This window comes from Flavobacterium buctense (genome assembly GCF_014486695.1).
GTDB classification, from domain to species: Bacteria; Bacteroidota; Bacteroidia; order Flavobacteriales; family Flavobacteriaceae; genus Flavobacterium; species Flavobacterium buctense.
This window is the reverse complement of sequence record NZ_JACTAB010000004.1, coordinates 338,092-356,497: the sequence shown is the minus strand read 5'-3', so window position 1 is coordinate 356,497 and position 18,406 is coordinate 338,092. Positions and strand designations below refer to the sequence as shown.

Sequence of the window (18,406 nt, the reverse complement as noted above, 5' to 3'; positions counted from 1 at the left end):
CAGGAGTATAAGAAAGCAGGATAGTTGTGCTCCTGAAAACAATAAAAACTCCACTTAGACTAGCGGAGTTTTTATTTTTATTGAGGTTATTTTACTTCTGGTAGTAAACTTTCAGCGCTTCTTTCAGAATGGCTACTGAGCGAATTAAATCGTCTTTTTTAAGAACGTAAGCAATTCTCACTTCGTCTAAACCCACATTTGGGGTTGAGTAAAAACCAGCTGCGGGAGCGACCATTACCGTTTCTCCATTGTTGTCATAAGATTCTAAAAGCCACTGGGCAAAATCGTCTGCATTTTTTACCGGCAATTTGGCGATACAATAGAAAGCCCCTTTGGGCGTGGCAACTTTTACGCCTTCGATTTTTTGGAGTTCTGCGATTAGCGTATCTCTTCTGTCCTTGTATTCAGAAATCACGTCGTCAAAATAGCTTTGTGGCGTTTCTAAAGCAGCTTCGCTGGCTATTTGAGCATAAGTTGGCGGGCTCAATCGGGCTTGGGCAAATTTCATGGCTGTAGACATAACCTCTTTGTTTTTGGAAACGATGCAACCAATCCTAGCGCCACACATGCTGTATCTTTTTGAAACCGAATCAATCATAATAGCATGTTCTTCTAATCCGGGAACGTTCATAACCGAGAAATGTTGGTCGTTTTTATCATAAATGAATTCGCGATATACTTCGTCGGCAATTAAGAACAAATCGTGTTTTTTTACGATTTCAGCCAATTGCATGATTTCTTCTTTGGAATATAAATAACCGGTTGGGTTACCGGGATTGCAAATCAGAATGGCTTTGGTTTTTGGGGTAATTAATTTTTCAAAAGCAGCGATGGGCGGCAAAGCAAATCCTTCGTCTATAGTTGAAATAACCGGAACAACGGTTACTCCTGAAGCCGTTGAAAAACCATTATAATTGGCGTAAAAAGGTTCCGGAATGATGATTTCATCTCCGGAATCCATTGTGCTTCCCATGGCAAACAGCAATGCTTCTGAACCACCGGTAGTAATGATAATATCGGCCACATCAATTGGCAATCCGTGAGATTTGTAGTAAGCCGACAATTTGGTTCTGTAACTTTCAAATCCAGCAGAATGACTGTATTCTAATACTTTGATGTCTGCGTTTTTTACAGCATTAAGGGCAACATCGGGGGTTTTAATATCGGGTTGACCAATGTTTAAATGGTATACTTTGTGCCCTTTCTTTTTAGCAATTTCGGAATACGGAACCAATTTTCTGATGGGCGATTCAGGCATTTGCTGGCCTTTCAATGATATCTTTGGCATGTTGTTTACTTTAGTGGTGCAAATTTGCAATTTTTTTAGTTTGAAAACAATTCCTTTAGGACTTTAAAAATTGTTAAAAATTATTTTTTGCCGCTTCTTTTTTATTAAATTTAACGAAAATACCAGCCAATGAGATTCGTTTTTACGTTTTATGTATTTCTTTTTACTGTGTTCTCCACTTCCAGTCAGTCAAAATTTAAATTTGAAAAAAATAAAAGCAGCATTTCAATTCCGTTTAAATTAATCAATAATTTGATTTTTATTCCCATCAATGTCAATGGTGAAAAGCTGACTTTTCTTTTAGACACCGGCGTTGAAAAAACCTTACTTTTTAGTTTAGATGATAAGGAACAGGTCAAGTTTTTTAATTTGGAGAGCATTAAACTTAAAGGTCTTGGCAGTAACGAAGCCATTGATGCTTATATGTCCTCTAAGAATAAGTTAGAGGTGAAAGGCTTTGTTGATAATGATCACGAAATTTATTTAGTCTTAGATCAAGAATTTAATTTTTCCTCACAAGTCGGCATACCGGTCAATGGCATTATCGGGTATCATTTTTTTAAAAATCATTTAATCGAAATTGATTACCAAAGAAATAAAGTTATAGTGTACAATGAAACCAACAAAAAAGTGAACAAAAAGTTGGAGAGACGTTATAAAGAAGAAACCATTACCATTGAAGAAAGCAAGCCTTATTATGTTTCCAATGTAACCACCGATGGCAATACACTTCCGGCAAAATTGTTGCTTGATACAGGAAATAGTGATGCTATTTGGTTGTTTTTAGATAAGTCTGATGAAATAAAGCTGCCCAAAAAACACATTTCTGATTACCTCGGTCGTGGATTTAGCGGCAATGTTTACGGGTTAAGAGGTCGAATTGAAAGTTTTAAATTTGGCAGTACTACGTTTAAAAATCCGATTACTACATTTCCGGATTCAACTTCCATTAGAAGTGTGAATTTTGTTTCCAATAGATTGGGTTCTCTAGGTGGAGAAGTCTTTTCCCGATTCTCTGTATTTTTTGACTATCCTCGCCAAAAAATATATACCCTACCAAATGATAAGGTAAGTGTACCCTTTAATTTTAATATGAGTGGTATTGAAGTACAACATGACGGTCTAGAATGGGTAAAAGAAATGGAACCGGCGAACAATAAAAATACCAGCGGTTATACCTTGAAATTAGATGAATCTCATGTGCAAGACAACCTCAAAGTTAAGTTTGCTTTAAAACCTGTTTTTACCATTAACAGTGTTAGAAAGGATTCTCCAGCTGCGTTGGCCGGTCTCAGAAAAAATGACAGATTACTAAAAATTGAAGGCAGAAGCACACACGATTTAACCATAGAAAAAATCAACGGATTGCTCAAATCTGAAGAAGGCAGAACCATCGAACTAGTGGTCGAGCGAGACGGTAAACAATACAAATACAAGTTTCAACTTAAAAGTATCATATAAAAAAAACTCTTGTTTTAGAAACAAGAGTTTTTTTTTATTGCATCATCGGACTTTTAGTCTTCTTTTCTAAGAGATTCTCAGCCGGTTTTACAATTACTTCTCCTTTAATTTTTAGTACCACTCGACCTTCTTCGGCATTGATGGCATTAGTTTCTACCGTAATGGTTTTTCTAATAGGTCCGGGATTCATATTGTATTTCACCTCAATCTTTCCGGTTTTTCCCGGTGCAATCGGCTCGGTAGGTTTAGAAGGAACAGTACAACCGCAACTCGACTGCACATTGTTAATTATCAGTGGCGCAGTTCCAGTATTGGTAAATTCAAAAACCCTTACTCCATTATCCTCTTCTTTAGTTACTTTTCCGTAATCTATCGTATTGTCTTTGTCCTTAAACTCAATTTTCGGACCCGCTTGGGCAAAAACTACAGCATTTACAAAAATGGTCGCGATAAGTATATATTTTTTCATAGGTGAAATTTATTATTTGGTTAGTAAAAATACTCCGTTTAAATTAATACACAAAAATTTAACTCTTAATTTTTTCTAAAGTCTTTATTAATTACTTTTGCAGTTCAGTTTACAAAAGGTGTGCCATTAAGTTCAGGAGCGAGTGGTCAGTGAGTTTCAGCCATCCTTATTCCCGCTTTACGAGTTACATGGTAACTTCTTCAATCGGGGCTAGAAAGGTAAATGTATTGTCCTTTTGTAATCTGAAAAGTCTAACAATCTAAGAAGTCTAACAATCTATATATGATTCCAGCTCAATTCAACGCCAAAGAAGTAGAAAAAAAGTGGTACGACTACTGGATGAAAAACAACTATTTTCATTCCAAACCCGACCATAGAACTCCTTATACGATAACGATTCCACCACCAAACGTGACTGGTGTATTGCACATGGGACACATGTTGAACAACACAATTCAAGATGTTTTAATCCGTCGTGCGCGTTTGAAAGGCTTCAATGCTTGTTGGGTTCCGGGAACCGACCACGCATCAATTGCAACCGAAGCAAAAGTTGTGGCGAAGTTGAAAAGCGAAGGCATCAACAAAAACGATTTAACCCGTGAGGAATTCCTAAAACACGCATGGGATTGGACCGAAAAGTATGGCGGAACAATTCTCGAGCAATTGAAGCAATTAGGTTGTTCTTGTGATTGGGACAGAACGAAATTCACGATGGACCCGGATATGTCGGCGTCTGTAATTCGTTCGTTCGTAGATTTATACAATAAAGGCCAAATCTACCGAGGTTACCGCATGGTTAATTGGGATCCGGAAGCTAAGACTACACTCTCTGATGAAGAAGTAATCTACGAAGAAAGACAAGGCAAATTATACCATTTAAAATACGCTGTTGAAGGTTCCAATGAATTCGTAACCATTGCCACCACGCGTCCGGAAACGATTTTAGGCGATACCGCCATTTGTATCCATCCCGATGATGAACGTTATACCCATTTGAAAGGAAAAAATGCCATTGTGCCTATTTGTAACCGCGTCATTCCAATCATTTTCGACGAGTATGTGGATATGGAATTCGGAACCGGTTGTTTAAAAGTTACACCGGCGCATGATATCAATGACAAAGCTTTAGGTGAAAAACACAATCTTGAAATCATCGATATCTTTAACGAAGACGCAACGTTGAACAGTTATGGTTTGCATTACCAAGGCAAAGACCGTTTTGTAGTACGTGAAGAAATCGCAGTGGAGTTGGAAAAAATAGGCTCGCTAGCCAAAACCGAAAACCACCTCAACAAAGTAGGAACGTCAGAAAGAACCAAAGCCGTTATCGAGCCGCGTTTGTCTGACCAATGGTTCCTGCGCATGGAAGATTTGGTAAAACCGGCCATTAAAGCGGTTTTAGAAACAGAAGAAGTAAAATTGTATCCGGCGCGTTTCAACAATACTTACCGTCATTGGTTAGAAAACATACGCGACTGGAACATTTCGCGCCAATTGTGGTGGGGACAACAAATTCCGGCTTACTATTACGGAGACGGAAAAGAAGATTTTGTGGTAGGTGAAAATATTGAGGATGCTTTAAAATTAGCACAGGAAAAAACCGGCAACCGACAACTGACAACCGACAACCTTATACAAGACGCTGACGCTCTAGACACTTGGTTTTCCTCATGGTTGTGGCCAATTGCCGTTTTTGGTGGTATCATGGAACCTGAAAATGAAGATTTTAAATACTATTATCCAACCAACGATTTGGTAACCGGACCGGATATTTTGTTTTTCTGGGTAGCGCGTATGATTATCGCGGGTTATGAATATACCGGACAAAAACCATTTACGAATGTTTATTTGACCGGATTGGTTCGCGACAAGCAACGCCGTAAAATGTCGAAGTCATTAGGGAATTCGCCTGAACCTTTGGAACTGATTGAAAAATTCGGTGCCGATGGGGTTAGAGTAGGATTGCTGTTGAGCGCTTCTGCCGGAAATGACATTATGTTCGACGAAGAATTGTGCAACAACGGTAAAGCTTTTGGGAACAAAATATGGAATGCCTTCCGCCTAATTAAAGGTTGGGAAGTGACCGATATTGCCCAACCGGATAGTTCAAAAGTGGCTATCGAATGGTATGAAGCCAAGTTGCAGCAAACCTTAGTAGAAATTGAAGACCATTTTGAAAAATACCGTTTGTCTGATGCTTTGATGAGCATTTACAAATTGGTTTGGGACGATTTCTGTTCTTGGTTCTTAGAAATGATTAAGCCGGCATACCAACAACCAATCGACCGTGCGACCTTTGACAAAGCCATAGAAATGTTGGAAGCCAACTTGAAATTGTTGCATCCATTCATGCCTTTCTTAACCGAGGAAATCTGGCAATACATAGCCGAAAGAACTCCGGAACAAGCTTTGATTATTGCTGAATATCCGAAAGTAACTTCGTTTAACGAAAAACTAATTGCCGATTTTGATTTCGCTGCCGAAGTGATTGCCGGCGTGAGAACCATTCGTAAAGACAAAAACATTGCGATGAAAGATGCAGTCGATTTGAAAGTGGTGAATAACGAAAAAGCATCTACTTATTTTGACAGTGTGATAACCAAATTAGGGAATATCACTTCTTTAGAATACATCACCGAAAAAATTGATGGTGCGCTTACTTATCGTGTAAAATCAAACGAATATTTTATCCCGGTTTCCGGAAATATCGACATTGAAGCCGAAATTGCCAAGCTAACCGAAGAGTTGAAATACACCCAAGGTTTCTTGCGCAGTGTGCAAGGCAAGTTGGCAAACGAGAAATTCGTTTCCGGTGCACCGCCTCAAGTAATTGATAACGAACGCAAGAAAGAAGCTGATGCTTTGGCGAAGATTGCCACGATAGAGCAGAGTTTAGCCAGTTTGCAGTAATAGAAAATCCCGAGAAATCGGGATTTTTTTTTTGGTTATTCGGCAGTTAAGTTGAGACTTGCTTAAACTGATAAGTGTTAAAACAAGATTTTTTTCGTTTGGAAAGTATAAGTATTAAATCTTAAATCCTATTCTAAAATACATCCCGTTAAATTGTTCTAATTTTTGGTCATTATCGTCTTTTTGGGATTTGGTTATATCGCTTTGACTTTCTATGCCTAGGGCTAAATTAATGTTTTCGTTTATAATAAACTTTGCTCCAACCTGACTTGAGAAACCAATATTCCAACCAAAATTCTTTACCTCGGTGCTTCCGTTTATCGCTTCGAATTCTTGTTTTAATAACGAATTAGCATACAATCCTAAGCCGATGGTGAAGAATATTTTTTCATTTCCGCTTTTTTCATCATTAAATATACTGTAATCACCATTAAATTGTACTGGTATGCGCAAATAAGAATTTTTTAGACTATAGCTGTTTCCGAAAGAAGTAGCATTGGTGTTGAATTCATAAAAGCCAATACCGCCAGCCAATTCCCATTTCGGACTGATTTTATAGGCCAACAAAACATCACTACCGGTTAGATTACCATTTAAAGTGATGTTTCCGGATTGTTTTAATTGGGCAAAACCCAATTTACCGTTGACTACAAGTTCAAATTTACTGTCTTTTTTGGTGGTTGTTTCTTGCGCCATGACTGAACCCGAAAGGAATAAGAGGACTAATGTGGCAAATACTTGTTTTTTCATAGTGATTTAAATATATAGTATGGTTTGAAAATTTTGGTTTTAAAAAGGTGTTTCATATTGATAGCTTAGCTTTCCATCGGTAATCACAAATTCTTGGTTGCCATCATTAAAGGTGCCGGAAAAAGTGGCATAGAAACACGTATTGGAGTTGGTTATTACTTTGCTTTCGATAGTGCCATTGGAAAAATCTCCATTAAACGTTGTCCCGATTGAGTATTGATTGTACATAAAGTTATCTAAAACGTTATCACCTCTTTTTTGGTAAGGAAGAACGATGAGAATAGATTGTTCCAATGAAGGGTTACTACTTCCTCTAGACAACCAAATCCGCAAGGTATAACCACCATCCTGATTAAGATCAATGCCACGTCCGGTAGTTTGAAATGTTTGCAATTCTCCATTGATTACCATGGACACATTGGTTTCCAAACAAACATCATTGTTATCTTCTTTAGAACAAGATAGCGTTAGAACAGTGAGTAAAAGCAAAAGGAAATTCAGTTTTATGTTTCTCATACTGAAAGTTTTCTCTGTAAAAATAAGTTATTTTAGACTTTTGTTACTAATTTTTTTATCAAAACTATTTGGCCTAAATGATAATAAGCATGCTCAATCATGGCATCAATGTTTCTTTGATGTGTTCCGTATTTTTCGTTTACAAATACTTGACTTAATTTTTCTTCGGGCATTTGTTCAATCAGCGAAGCGAATTCTGCAGCATCATTCCAAAATCGCATTAAGAAATCTTCCCATTGGTTTTGAGAATCAATAGGAGCAAAGTCAAAACTGTATTGGTCTCTGATATCTAGCGTTCCTCCTTTAAAAACATTTTTTATTCCGTTGATATAATAGTGAATGTGCTGTGCTAAAATGGCTATCGTATTTAATTCACCGACTTTGGTAGTGGCTAATTCCCAATGGGTTTCAGACAATTGATCTTTAAAATTAGTGTTAGCAATCCAAGTTCCATTGAATATGACCTCTTTGAATCGATTGGCTATCTCTAAAGTTGACTTCATAGATTTGAATTTATTGCTTTAGTTCAAAGTTAATAGATTTTTTATTCCATTAAATAAAAAAATCCCGCTTCATTTGAAACGGGATTTTATATTTTATACAGTCGATTTCTGCCAACTGTGACTGAGACTGAAAACTAAAACTGCTCTCTTCCGGCAAAGTGAAAAGCACCTTCAATAGCTGCATTTTCATCAGAGTCTGAACCGTGAACTGCATTTTCTCCGATAGAAGTAGCATATTTTTTACGGATGGTTCCTTCAGCGGCATCAGCAGGGTTTGTTGCCCCGATTAAAGTTCTGAAAGCTTCTACTGCATTGTCTTTTTCTAAGATGGCCGCTACGATTGGTCCGCGTGTCATGAATTCAACTAACTCACCGAAAAAAGGTCTAGCCGAGTGAACAGCGTAGAATTTTTGAGCATCAGCTACTGTTAATTGTGTTAATTTCAATGCTACAATTCTGAAACCACCTTCAGTAATCATATTTAATATTCCACCGATGTGTCCGTTTTCAACAGCATCCGGTTTAATCATGGTAAAAGTTCTGTTTGTTGCCATTTTGATATAAATGATTTTAAATTCGGGTGCAAAAGTAACGTTTTTAAATCATTATAAAAAATACAACGTTTATCAATTTTTGATAATTTTTCGCCAAGTGAAATCCAATCCTGATTGTATTCTGACAAAATAGACCCCATTTGACAGTCCACTTCCTAAAAGTACATATTCATTCGCCTTGGGTTGTATTGTCAAAAGTTCTTTACCGCTAATGTCAAAAAGTTGAAGGCTGTCTATCATCTCCGAATGGGATAGGATCCAATCAACGTTGGTTGGGTTTGGATATACTTTCAATTGCATTAAATTATTTTGAGCACTTGATAAAGTATTGGTAAACGTGTAATTCCCCGAAGTTCGTTCAAAGGAAATAGTATAAGTTCCGCCGGTCACCGGAATGTCAGGACCATTTTGTGTACCGGTTCCGATGGGAAAATCAAGTGCACCCCAATTGGTTGTCCAACTGTTGTCTTTTCTAAATTTAACCACACCATCCGTCAAAGTTAAATTGGAAATAGTATAACCCAATCCGTCAGTGGTAGTCAAATCCGTATCGGCTACCTCAAAACCATTCAAAGCAGTGCCTAAAATTCCAATACTCGGAAATGAAAAACTGTAAGCACCGGTATTTTTATTAAAGGTTACAAAAAACTCACCACCGTTTACCGGAATCGATGGGCCATTTAAAACGGCTGTTCCGGTTGGAAAGGCAGTGCTTCCCCATACAAAATTAGAAGCGTTGTCTTGTCTGAAATAGGCATTACCGCTACTAAAATTGAATCCTGAAAGGGTGTAAGTAATCCCGTCATTGGTCAACATATCAACATCGGGACCATTAAAACCATTTTGAGAATCTACTGCCGGACCCCAAATACCTATACTTGGGAATGCAGCTGTTCCTATAAAAGTGTAAGTTCCGTTGATTCTGTTTAGAGTCACATCATAAGTGCCGGCAACTGTAGGAATATCCGGACCGTTTTGCGTGCCTTGTCCGTTAGGAAAAGTACTGCCTCCCCAATTGGTTGTCCAACCATAATCTTGTCTGAATTTAACCACTCCGGTAGTGAGCACCAAGTTGGAAATGGTATAAGTGATGTTGTCTGTAGTCGAAAGTGTAATTTCCGGACCGTTAGTAGGTGGCCAACCGTTGACACCGGTTCCTACTATGGAAATGGTTTGTGCAACTGCATTAAAAGCAAAAAACGAAAGAAGTAAGCTAAGTAGTTTTCTTTTCATAACTAATAATTTCAGAATTAATCAATATATTATTTCTAAAAGTAGGGAATGTTTTTTAAACGTTTTCAAGTCAATTGATTCGAAAACGTTTTCGTGTTGAAAACTTGTTGGTTTTAAATCGTGATAATCGTAAACTTAGCTTCTAACGGATGTAATTTTTCGAATAGTTTGGTTTTCAAAGTATTACCGGCTTCGTGATAGAATTCCCCGAAATTGTTTTTTCTCTCTTGTAGAGACTGATTGGGAAATAATTCGTTTTGCAATTGAATAATGCGCTCTAATTTTTCAGAATGGATTTTTTTCTCCGCTTTGAGCAACCGCTTTTCTAAATTCTCTAAGCCCTTAATTTGTTTCACTTCTTGTGCCTTGACAGCACCTGAAAACGACTTGTCTGTTTGACTTGCTAATTGGTTTAAGGCTTCGAATTGTTTTTTCAAATGTTCTTTTTGCGCCGAAAAGTCGAGATTGAATTTCGAAAACTCTTGGGTTTTTTTATCAAATAAAGTTTGCTGATTGCTGAATAAATCTGCCCAAGAAAGATTGAGTTTGTCTGCTTTTTGTACTTGTTTTTCGGTGGTTAACAAAACAGAATTTCGTACCAACAAGATTGGAAAAGTGATGTTATTAGCTTCAAAATTTGCTTTCAATTGCAACCAATAAGCAACTTCGCCACCACCGCCAATGTAACAAAGATTGGGTAAAATCACTTCTTGGTAAAGCGGACGCAGAATTACATTTGGACTGAATTGCTCGGGATTTGTTTTTAAAAGCTCTAGAATTTCTTCTTCCGAGAAAACCAGATGGGTGTTGTTGACTTTAAATTGATTGTCCTCAAAAACAATACGCTCTCGAATAGTATCTTCAAGATAAAAAAGATTGATTTCTCTTGGATTTACTTGAATGGTGTATTCTTTTAATAGGGCATTCGTTTTTGTTACGTTGTTGAATGAAGTTTGATGGAGTAATTCTTCTTTGATAAAAGGAATAAATAATTGCTTTAGTGAAACATCATCACCATCGAGAATCAACAACCCGGAATCTCCAAATAATTCGTTGGCTAAATATCGGGTAGCATCGGCTAAATTTGCATGTTTCAAATAACTGTTGTCGAATAGGTCTTTTAAGTACTGGGCATTTTCGCCTAAGCCTAATTCTTTGGCAAAAACCTCAAAAACTTTCTCTAAGCCTGCTGTTGACAAACGACCCACAGGGCCATGACTTTCTCGGTCCCATTTGATTTTGGTATTCTTGAAATGAAAGAAATTGATTTCTTCAAAATCGTGATCTTCCGTGGCCATCCAATAAATCGGCACAAAATGATGTTCCGGATAAGCTTGTTTTAATTCCTTGCAAAGATTGATAACCGACACAATTTTATATAAAAAATACAACGGACCGGTGAATAAGTTTAACTGATGACCGGTTGTTATTGTAAAGGTTTTAGAGTCAGATAGAAGCGCAATATTAGTTTGGGTTGCTTTAGAAGCTTTAAAACCATTGTATTGATTATTTAGCGCAGTCACTAAAGTTTTTCGATATTCAACGGGATAATTTTTCGCCTTTTCCTCGATTTGAGGCCCAAAATTTTCAAGTTTCGGGAATCGATTGTATAAAGCTTTCAGCTCTGGCTTTTCTACTAAATAATCCATCATTAGTTTAGTAAAATAACCTGATTCTTGATAGCTGATACAGTCGTTTGGCATGTTTATTTTTTTATAAAAATAAGAAAATCTAACGCACTAAAAGTGGTTTTAACTTTCAATTAAGGAGTGATAATCGATCCGTATAAATAATCGTCACCCAAATAAAAATCGCTGTTTCCTTTGGTCATCGTCACTTTTTTCAAACGAATGGTATGTAGAAAAAATCCCGGTGATGAGTTGGTTGTAGTCACCTCAATAATTCCTGTTCCATCAGCTTCTACGCCATCATTGGCAAACCAGTTTTGGTCTGTAAGCGTTGGTGTAGCCGGAACCGGTGTAGTACAAAAATAAGTATTGTTTACAGTTCCCGAATACAAGCGGTAGTTTACTTTATTGGTAGCGCTTATGTAGGCTGTTCTTGGTGTAGTAGTTTCGGCACTTTGGAACAAATTGGCATAGTCGGCTAAATCTAAAATAAAGGCTTCACTACTGTTGAAATTAAAAATTCGGTTGTCATTGTCACAAGTGCTTTTGTTAGCTTCCTCATCAAATCCGAAAGCGAGCGGACTTACCGTAGCGTTGTAATTACCAAAGACAAAAGTATCTTCGCCTAAATAGGCTTGTGTTGAACCATCCGGTCTTAAAAAGGTGATGTCTTGGAATACAATGTAGTGTCTGTAGCCAGTAATTTGGGTAATTCCGGTAGTAGTGTTGACTGATTTAATCGCAGTTGAAGTAATTTGAATCGTTCCCGAAGTGGCAATCCATTCTTCAGTTAAATTGGGTGTTGCAGAAGTAACCAAATCACAAATATTGGCTGAAGTTGGTGCAGCGCTGTATTGTCTGTAGATCACTTGAATGTCTCCGCTAATATTGACTTCGGTAGGATTGTTTTCCGGAGTTTCATCCTCTTCAAAATTGTCCAATGGAATGGCTAAAATCAACATTTTTGAGTCGCTTATTTTGTATAGAATCTCTTTTTGAGGACACTTTTGTACCGGTACATCTTCAAAATCAATAGTGTCAACGGTTAACTCACCATCATCACAAGCACTGATTAATAAAATTATGGCTAATAACCCTAAAATTCGTTTCATTGGTATAGAAATTTTTAGCAAAAATAAGTTTTTTATACTATTAAATTTATCTTTTATCATTTAATTAGGATAGTCGTTTTATATTTGTACCATGCAAAAAGTTTATCTCGATAATGCCGCTACAACACCTATTCGTCAAGAAGTTATTGATGAAATGGTTACGGTGATGCAATCTGATTTTGGGAATCCGTCTTCTACACACAGTATTGGTAGAAGCGCCAAAGCCATCATTGAAACTTCCCGAAAAACCATTGCCAGGTATTTGCATTGCAATGCTCAGGAAATCATTTTTACTTCTACTGCAACTGAAGCTACCAATTGGATTTTGAGAAGTGCCGTGCGAGATTTTGGCATTAAAAGAATCATCACTTCCAAAGTAGAGCACCATGCTACTTTGTATACAGTACAAGCGTTGCAAGAAGAATTTGGGATTGAAGTTTCTTATGTAAAGGTGCTTTCTGATGGGAGTTTGGATTATGCTGAATTAAATGATTTATTGTCTTTGGAACTAAAGACTATAGTTTCCTTGATGCATGTTAATAATGAAACCGGTGTAGTGCACGATATGGAAAAAATAGGAGTGATGTGCCACCAAAATAAAGCGCTTTTTCATTGTGACACCGTTCAGTCTGTTGGTAAAACCGAATTGAATTTACAGCAATTACCAGTTGATTTTATCGTAGCCAGTGCCCACAAATTTCACGGACCGAAAGGCATAGGTTTTGCTTTTGTTCGAAAGAATTTAGTTTTGCAACCTCTATTTTTTGGAGGAGAACAAGAAAAAGGTTGGCGTGCCGGAACCGAAGCTGTGCATCAAATTGCCGGAATGGCTAAAGCGTTGCAGTTGGCTTATGATCATTTGAATTCTGAAAGAAAGAATATAATTGCGCTTAAAAACTATTGTTTAGCGGAATTGAAGAAAGCTTTTCCATCGGTGAAACAAAACGGTACCAATACTTTTTACAACATACTCAATGTAGTGTTGCCTTTTTCACCCGAGAAAACAGTGATGATTTTGTTCAATCTTGATATGAAAGGGATAGCCGTTTCACGTGGTAGTGCTTGTCAAAGTGGCAGTGTTAAACCTTCGCATGTATTGGCAGAAATGCTTTCAGAGGACGATTTAAAAAGACCGAGCTTGCGGATTTCGTTCAGTCATTACAATACTAAAAATGAAATTGATTATTTGATTACTACTTTAAAAGAAATTTAAGATGGCATTATAATTGATGCCGGATGCTGTATTTTTAACTATATAAAAAATCTAATTATGAAGAATTGTGTATTTACCATCATGGTTTTATTAGGATTGTCAACCTCAGTTTTTGCTCAGAAAAAAGGGGATGTTGAATTTGGTGTAAATATTGGGTATAATAATTCCTCTGTTTCTGATTCTTATGATTCATCAGATACCGGTAGCGGTTTTAATCTTGGGGGTTCAATGGATTATTATTTTTCAAATAGCTGGAGTGTTAAAACGAAATTAATTTACGACCGTAAAGGTTGGGACAACGGTTTTATTGAAGATGAATTCGGATCTACTATAACCGATTTTAATTTAGATTATTTAACTGTTCCGGTGATGGCCAGCTGGCATTTCGGTAATAAAAGAAATTGGTTTTTGGAATTTGGACCTTATGTTGGGTTTTTGTTAAATGCAGAAGAAACCAGATTCGGAACCGATGTTACTGATAGTTTTAATGGAACTGATTTTGGTTTGGCTTTGGGAATTGGCGTAAAAATACCGCTCAATGACAAGTTAAAATTATTTTTCGAGTATGAAGGACAAGGCGGTTTAGTAGATATTTTCAAACAAAACGATTATTCTGCGGTAACCAACAGTCGTTCAAGTATTAATGTTGGTTTAAACTTTTTATTGAAATAATTTAAAAGAAAAAATCTGCTGTAAAGCAGATTTTTTTTTGACCATTTTTAAAAGGTTATTTTTTGGCTTCTACTTTTTTCTTGGCTTTCTCTTGCTTTTTGAAATAGCCTTTGAACAAGAAGTTGCTTTTTAAGGCTTCCAAATTTTCATTGAGTTTTTTACTGGCTTCATTAATATTGGTCATAGTCGAATCGATTTTTTTAACCAGTTTAGGGTCGTTTGACAAATAATTTATGGCGCCTTTTCCTTCTTTGATATTTAAAATCGTAGCATTAAGATTGCTGACAACTTTATTAATTTCCTGACTGGAAGCATCCAAATTGGTTACCACTTTCCTGATTTTATTACCAACTACCGTATCTTTCAAAACGCCTATTACATTGTCTTTGTTATCTAAGGCGGCAATTTGTTTGTTCAAATTGTCCATAGTTTGACTTGTTTTTTCACTCGTAACTCTCAGGTTGTGAATGGTGGCTTTTAAATCTTTGGCCATCACGGTGTCTCGAAGTAAAATGCCAATAGTGCCTTTTCCTTGATTAATTTCATTAGTGATTTTGAGTAAATCTATGGTGAGTTGGGCCGCATTCTGATTCGTAACATTTAAAGTAGTTAGCATATCGTCGGTTCGCACTCGGTTTTGGGATTGAATGGCGTCTCCCGGTTTTACTGCCGGCATATTGCCTTTTCCGGGAATGATATTGATGATCACACTTCCTACTAAACCATCGGAACCAATGGTAGCCACCGCATCTTTTTTAATGTGTGAAAAAATTTCTTCATCAATTTGCATATCAACACTGATTGTGGTGTCATTGATGATTTCAATGCCTCTCACGGTTCCGACATTGATGCCGGAAAAGCGAACATTGTTGCCCAACTGCAAACCGGCCACATTATTAAAAACGGCTTTCAGGTGTTCGGTTTTGCCAAACATTTGTTGTTTGTTGCCAATAAAATATATGGCTAAGACAAAAAAGGTTAGTCCTATAATGACAAATATTCCGAGGCGAATTTTTTGAGCGGCTGTTTTTTCCATAAGCTAATTTACTTAAAAAAGGCTTTGATTTTTGGGTCTTCTGAAGCCGAAAGTTTTTCAAAAGTTCCTTCGGCATAATTGATATTGTCGATTAGTAAAATCATACGGTTGGCAATAACTCTGGCACAATCCACATCATGGGTAATGATAATGGAAGAAGTATTGTATTTCTTTTGAATCGACATCATCAATAAAATGATTTCTTTAGAAGTTATCGGGTCTAATCCTGTTGTAGGCTCGTCGTAAAGAATAATTTTAGGTTGCAGAATTAAGGTTCGTGCCAAAGCTATTCGGCGTTTCATACCACCAGAAAGTTCACTTGGCATCAAATCGATTGCGTGCTCTAATCCGACATTTTCCAGAGCTTCCATTACTAACGGAGTTGTATCTTCTATGATTCCGAATTTTTTGGTGTGTCTTCGCAGCGGAAATTCTAAATTCTCTCTAACCGACATTGAATCATACAAAGCGCTTCCTTGGAACAAGAAACCTATTTCGGTGCGTAATTCATCCAATTCCCAATGTTCGAGTTGGTTGATGTTTTTCCCCATAACGGTAATCGTTCCGCTATCCGGTTCTTCCAGACCAATTAGACATTTAATCATGACTGATTTTCCTGAACCTGATTTGCCCATGATGACCAAGTTTTCGCCTTCATATAATGCCATATTGAAACCTTCCAAAACATGGTTGTCCCCAAAGCTTTTCCTCAGATTTTTGATCTCTATGATGGGTTTATTATTCATTGGGCTAACCATAAAAAATATTAGTGACAAATACGGCAATAAAATCTATAACAAACAACAACATTGAGGTATAAACTACGGCAGAATTGGCCGCTAATCCAACGCCGGCTGTTCCTTTTTTACAATTATAACCTTTGTAACAACCTACCAATCCTATGGCAAATCCAAAGAAGAAAGTTTTAAATGTGGTTGGAATCAAATCGCTGAATTGCAAACTGTCAAATACTTGATTGAAGTAGAGCAGGTAGGAGACATTTCCTTTCATATTTTCCACCATAGCCGAACCGAAAATGGCAATAGCATCTCCAAAAAACACTAATATCGGCAGCATCATGGTTGTCGCTAAAATTCGGGTAACCACTAAATATTTAAAAGGATTGGTGCCCGAAACTTCCATGGCGTCAATTTGTTCGGTAACTCGCATTGAACCCAATTCGGCACCAATACCCGAACCGATTCTTCCGGCACAAATTAAGGCAGTGATGATGGGTCCAATTTCTCTAATGATGGAAATGCTTACCATTGACGGCATCCAGGAAACAGCTCCGAATTCTTCCAGAGTTGGGCGCGATTGTAGTGTAAAAACCAAACCGATAATAAATCCGGTTACGCATACCAGCAACAAAGAGCGATTACCCATATTGTAACATTGGCGTAAAAATTCTTTGAGTTCGAAAGGCGGATTGAAAAGCTCTTTAAAAAAACGGGAAGTGAAATAGGAGAGTTCACCAATTTCAATTAAAAAATTCTTAAATGATTCTGCAACTTTGGAATTGTTGTCCATAGACTGAAATTAAGCAAAAATCCTTATCAAATTTAGGGAATTATGGGGAGAATAACTACTTTTTTCCAACAAAAAATCCACTCTTTCAATTAGATAAAGTGGATTTTTGGTATAATTGGACTAACAGTTTTATTTTTCTAAAATCAAATATTCCCAAGGTTTAAGCGTGAATACATCATCGCCTTTGAGCGTTGTTTTTTTACCTGAAAACACTTCGGTATAATCGCCTTTTAAATATTTAGAATTCAGTTTTACAGTAACCGGTTTATCACTGTAGTTGATGATTGGAATAACTCTGTTTTTGTCTTTGGTTCTTGAAAATGAAATCACTTGTTCCATTTTATCGCTGTAAATACGTACCATCACGCCACCTTCTTTACCGTTCCACAAAGCTTGATTGCGATGTTTCAGGTCAAAAAGTTTTTTGAACAATCCTTCGTAAGGCATTTTACTCCAATCGATTAAATCTTTGTCAAAAAATTTAAGTGAACGATTTAAACCGGCTTCTTGTCCGCCATAAACCAAAGGCATTCCGTTGATTGTTCCGGTTAAAACTATGGAAGCTTCCAATCCGTCTCCGAAATTGTATTCCATATTGTTGTTCCAGGAATTCATATCATGGTTATCAGTGAAAAGCATTCTGTAGCCATCGCGTGGAAAAGTGCTTACATCGTGCGCCATATATTCGACCAATCCGCCCATGCTTTTTTTATCACGAGTTACCGCAACCATTTTATCGAATAATGTCCAAGAATAAGTCATGTCGAATGCCTTTTTATGCAAATCACGAGATTCCCATTCGCCCAACATGAAAACGGGTTTTACGGCATCCATTTCGGCTCGAGCATTGTCCCAAAAATCAGTTGGAATAAAGCCTGCCGTATCGCATCGGTAACCATCGATATTGAAATCTTTCACCCAATAAACCAAGGCTTCGGTCATGTATTTTCGAAGTTCGGGTTTGTCATAATCAAAATCGATTACGTCATCCCAATCATACCATGGCGTTGGCTGGAAATTACCTTCTTCGGTTTTGGTATACCAATCCGGATGGTCTTTGACCAATTGGTTGTCCCACGATGAGTGATTGCCAACCCAATCAATGATGATATACATGCCCATGCTGTGGATTTTGTCTACTAAATGTTTGAAATCTTCTTTGGTTCCAAATTCAGGATTCACCCCATAATAATCTTTTACCGAATATTCGCTGCCTAAGGTTCCTTTGCGCTTTTCGACACCAATAGGATGAATCGGCATTAACCAAATGATATCAATGCCCATTGCTTTTATTCTCGGTAGATGAGCTTCAAAAGCTTTGAATGTGCCTTCGGGTGTGAATTGACGTATGTTGGCTTCGTAAATAGTAGCATTTTTACTCCATTCGGGATGTTTTACTTCTACGAATTCTTTGGGTTGGTAGCGGGAATCGCTGGTTTCCCCGTTTTTTTCTTTGATACAGCTTACCGAAAGGAAGCCCAAAGCGACTAACAAAATTTTGCTGATGGATTTCATTTTGAAGGAATTAAAA

The 18,406-nt window shown here is 37.2% G+C and carries 17 protein-coding genes; 4 read left to right on the top strand and 13 right to left on the bottom strand.

Features of this window, described 5'->3' with window-relative positions; genetic code table 11:
• Positions 1 to 91 precede the first annotated feature (91 nt).
• Positions 92 to 1,288, bottom strand: coding sequence for a pyridoxal phosphate-dependent aminotransferase (locus ICG50_RS09030; protein ID WP_187660578.1), 1,197 nt, complete (start codon positions 1,286 to 1,288; stop codon positions 92 to 94).
• Positions 1,289 to 1,417: 129 nt separating this feature from the next.
• Here ICG50_RS09030 and ICG50_RS09025 point away from each other — a divergent pair, with 129 nt between their 5' ends.
• On the top strand, positions 1,418 to 2,749 hold the full coding sequence (locus ICG50_RS09025) for an aspartyl protease family protein (RefSeq protein WP_187660577.1): 1,332 nt from the start codon (positions 1,418 to 1,420) through the stop codon (positions 2,747 to 2,749).
• A gap of 34 nt (positions 2,750 to 2,783) precedes the next feature.
• On the opposite strand, the gene ICG50_RS09020 is transcribed toward ICG50_RS09025, so the two are convergent.
• Positions 2,784 to 3,218, bottom strand: a complete 435-nt coding sequence (locus ICG50_RS09020) for a DUF1573 domain-containing protein (RefSeq protein WP_187660576.1) — start codon at positions 3,216 to 3,218, stop codon at positions 2,784 to 2,786.
• Positions 3,219 to 3,500: 282 nt separating this feature from the next.
• Here ICG50_RS09020 and ICG50_RS09015 point away from each other — a divergent pair, with 282 nt between their 5' ends.
• Entirely contained in the window at positions 3,501 to 6,128 is a 2,628-nt protein-coding gene (locus ICG50_RS09015; RefSeq protein ID WP_187660575.1) for a valine--tRNA ligase, read from the top strand.
• Between the two features lie 114 nt (positions 6,129 to 6,242).
• Here ICG50_RS09015 and ICG50_RS09010 read toward each other — a convergent pair whose 3' ends face one another.
• From ICG50_RS09010 to ICG50_RS08980, 7 genes are all read right to left on the bottom strand, one after another.
• Positions 6,243 to 6,878, bottom strand: coding sequence for an outer membrane beta-barrel protein (locus tag ICG50_RS09010; protein ID WP_187660574.1), 636 nt, complete (start codon positions 6,876 to 6,878; stop codon positions 6,243 to 6,245).
• A gap of 39 nt (positions 6,879 to 6,917) precedes the next feature.
• Entirely contained in the window at positions 6,918 to 7,394 is a 477-nt protein-coding gene (locus ICG50_RS09005; RefSeq protein WP_187660573.1) for a hypothetical protein, read from the bottom strand.
• A 32-nt stretch (positions 7,395 to 7,426) separates the two neighbouring features.
• Positions 7,427 to 7,897: a DUF1572 family protein gene (locus ICG50_RS09000; RefSeq protein WP_187660572.1), complete on the bottom strand. Its 471-nt coding sequence runs from the start codon at positions 7,895 to 7,897 to the stop codon at positions 7,427 to 7,429.
• A 134-nt stretch (positions 7,898 to 8,031) separates the two neighbouring features.
• Complete coding sequence (locus ICG50_RS08995) at positions 8,032 to 8,451, bottom strand: nucleoside-diphosphate kinase (RefSeq protein ID WP_187660571.1); 420 nt, start codon at positions 8,449 to 8,451, stop codon at positions 8,032 to 8,034.
• A gap of 72 nt (positions 8,452 to 8,523) precedes the next feature.
• The gene (locus tag ICG50_RS08990) at positions 8,524 to 9,684 is read right to left on the bottom strand and encodes a T9SS type A sorting domain-containing protein (RefSeq protein ID WP_187660570.1); all 1,161 of its coding nucleotides are present in this window, start codon (positions 9,682 to 9,684) and stop codon (positions 8,524 to 8,526) included.
• Positions 9,685 to 9,797: 113 nt separating this feature from the next.
• Positions 9,798 to 11,387 carry a bacillithiol biosynthesis cysteine-adding enzyme BshC gene (bshC, locus tag ICG50_RS08985; protein ID WP_187660569.1) on the bottom strand — a complete coding sequence of 530 codons (1,590 nt, stop codon included), beginning with the start codon at positions 11,385 to 11,387 and terminating at the stop codon, positions 9,798 to 9,800.
• Positions 11,388 to 11,446: 59 nt separating this feature from the next.
• Positions 11,447 to 12,424, bottom strand: a complete 978-nt coding sequence (locus tag ICG50_RS08980; RefSeq protein ID WP_187660568.1) for a hypothetical protein — start codon at positions 12,422 to 12,424, stop codon at positions 11,447 to 11,449.
• A gap of 91 nt (positions 12,425 to 12,515) precedes the next feature.
• Between ICG50_RS08980 and ICG50_RS08975 the strand changes: the two genes are divergently transcribed.
• On the top strand, positions 12,516 to 13,637 hold the full coding sequence (locus ICG50_RS08975) for a cysteine desulfurase family protein (RefSeq protein ID WP_187660567.1): 1,122 nt from the start codon (positions 12,516 to 12,518) through the stop codon (positions 13,635 to 13,637).
• A gap of 57 nt (positions 13,638 to 13,694) precedes the next feature.
• Positions 13,695 to 14,309 (top strand): porin family protein, encoded by a 615-nt coding sequence (locus ICG50_RS08970; protein ID WP_187660566.1) that lies wholly within the window; start codon positions 13,695 to 13,697, stop codon positions 14,307 to 14,309.
• Positions 14,310 to 14,364: 55 nt separating this feature from the next.
• Here ICG50_RS08970 and ICG50_RS08965 read toward each other — a convergent pair whose 3' ends face one another.
• From ICG50_RS08965 to ICG50_RS08950, 4 genes are all read right to left on the bottom strand, one after another.
• Complete coding sequence (locus tag ICG50_RS08965) at positions 14,365 to 15,345, bottom strand: MlaD family protein (protein WP_187660565.1); 981 nt, start codon at positions 15,343 to 15,345, stop codon at positions 14,365 to 14,367.
• An 8-nt stretch (positions 15,346 to 15,353) separates the two neighbouring features.
• Entirely contained in the window at positions 15,354 to 16,091 is a 738-nt protein-coding gene (locus ICG50_RS08960) for an ABC transporter ATP-binding protein (protein WP_246448729.1), read from the bottom strand.
• Between the two features lie 4 nt (positions 16,092 to 16,095).
• Complete coding sequence (locus tag ICG50_RS08955; protein WP_187660563.1) at positions 16,096 to 16,875, bottom strand: MlaE family ABC transporter permease; 780 nt, start codon at positions 16,873 to 16,875, stop codon at positions 16,096 to 16,098.
• Positions 16,876 to 17,004: 129 nt separating this feature from the next.
• Entirely contained in the window at positions 17,005 to 18,390 is a 1,386-nt protein-coding gene (locus ICG50_RS08950; RefSeq protein ID WP_187660562.1) for an alpha-amylase family glycosyl hydrolase, read from the bottom strand.
• Positions 18,391 to 18,406 lie beyond the last annotated feature (16 nt).

What these genes read in the sequence shown, in the direction of transcription:
- ICG50_RS09030 (WP_187660578.1), bottom strand. Translation starts at nt 1,288, where the DNA reads ATGCCAAAGATATCATTGAAAGGCCAGCAAATGCCTGAATCGCCCATC.
- ICG50_RS09025 (WP_187660577.1), top strand. Translation starts at nt 1,418, where the DNA reads ATGAGATTCGTTTTTACGTTTTATGTATTTCTTTTTACTGTGTTCTCC.
- ICG50_RS09020 (WP_187660576.1), bottom strand. Translation starts at nt 3,218, where the DNA reads ATGAAAAAATATATACTTATCGCGACCATTTTTGTAAATGCTGTAGTT.
- ICG50_RS09015 (WP_187660575.1), top strand. Translation starts at nt 3,501, where the DNA reads ATGATTCCAGCTCAATTCAACGCCAAAGAAGTAGAAAAAAAGTGGTAC.
- ICG50_RS09010 (WP_187660574.1), bottom strand. Translation starts at nt 6,878, where the DNA reads ATGAAAAAACAAGTATTTGCCACATTAGTCCTCTTATTCCTTTCGGGT.
- ICG50_RS09005 (WP_187660573.1), bottom strand. Translation starts at nt 7,394, where the DNA reads ATGAGAAACATAAAACTGAATTTCCTTTTGCTTTTACTCACTGTTCTA.
- ICG50_RS09000 (WP_187660572.1), bottom strand. Translation starts at nt 7,897, where the DNA reads ATGAAGTCAACTTTAGAGATAGCCAATCGATTCAAAGAGGTCATATTC.
- ICG50_RS08995 (WP_187660571.1), bottom strand. Translation starts at nt 8,451, where the DNA reads ATGGCAACAAACAGAACTTTTACCATGATTAAACCGGATGCTGTTGAA.
- ICG50_RS08990 (WP_187660570.1), bottom strand. Translation starts at nt 9,684, where the DNA reads ATGAAAAGAAAACTACTTAGCTTACTTCTTTCGTTTTTTGCTTTTAAT.
- bshC (WP_187660569.1), bottom strand. Translation starts at nt 11,387, where the DNA reads ATGCCAAACGACTGTATCAGCTATCAAGAATCAGGTTATTTTACTAAA.
- ICG50_RS08980 (WP_187660568.1), bottom strand. Translation starts at nt 12,424, where the DNA reads ATGAAACGAATTTTAGGGTTATTAGCCATAATTTTATTAATCAGTGCT.
- ICG50_RS08975 (WP_187660567.1), top strand. Translation starts at nt 12,516, where the DNA reads ATGCAAAAAGTTTATCTCGATAATGCCGCTACAACACCTATTCGTCAA.
- ICG50_RS08970 (WP_187660566.1), top strand. Translation starts at nt 13,695, where the DNA reads ATGAAGAATTGTGTATTTACCATCATGGTTTTATTAGGATTGTCAACC.
- ICG50_RS08965 (WP_187660565.1), bottom strand. Translation starts at nt 15,345, where the DNA reads ATGGAAAAAACAGCCGCTCAAAAAATTCGCCTCGGAATATTTGTCATT.
- ICG50_RS08960 (WP_246448729.1), bottom strand. Translation starts at nt 16,091, where the DNA reads ATGAATAATAAACCCATCATAGAGATCAAAAATCTGAGGAAAAGCTTT.
- ICG50_RS08955 (WP_187660563.1), bottom strand. Translation starts at nt 16,875, where the DNA reads ATGGACAACAATTCCAAAGTTGCAGAATCATTTAAGAATTTTTTAATT.
- ICG50_RS08950 (WP_187660562.1), bottom strand. Translation starts at nt 18,390, where the DNA reads ATGAAATCCATCAGCAAAATTTTGTTAGTCGCTTTGGGCTTCCTTTCG.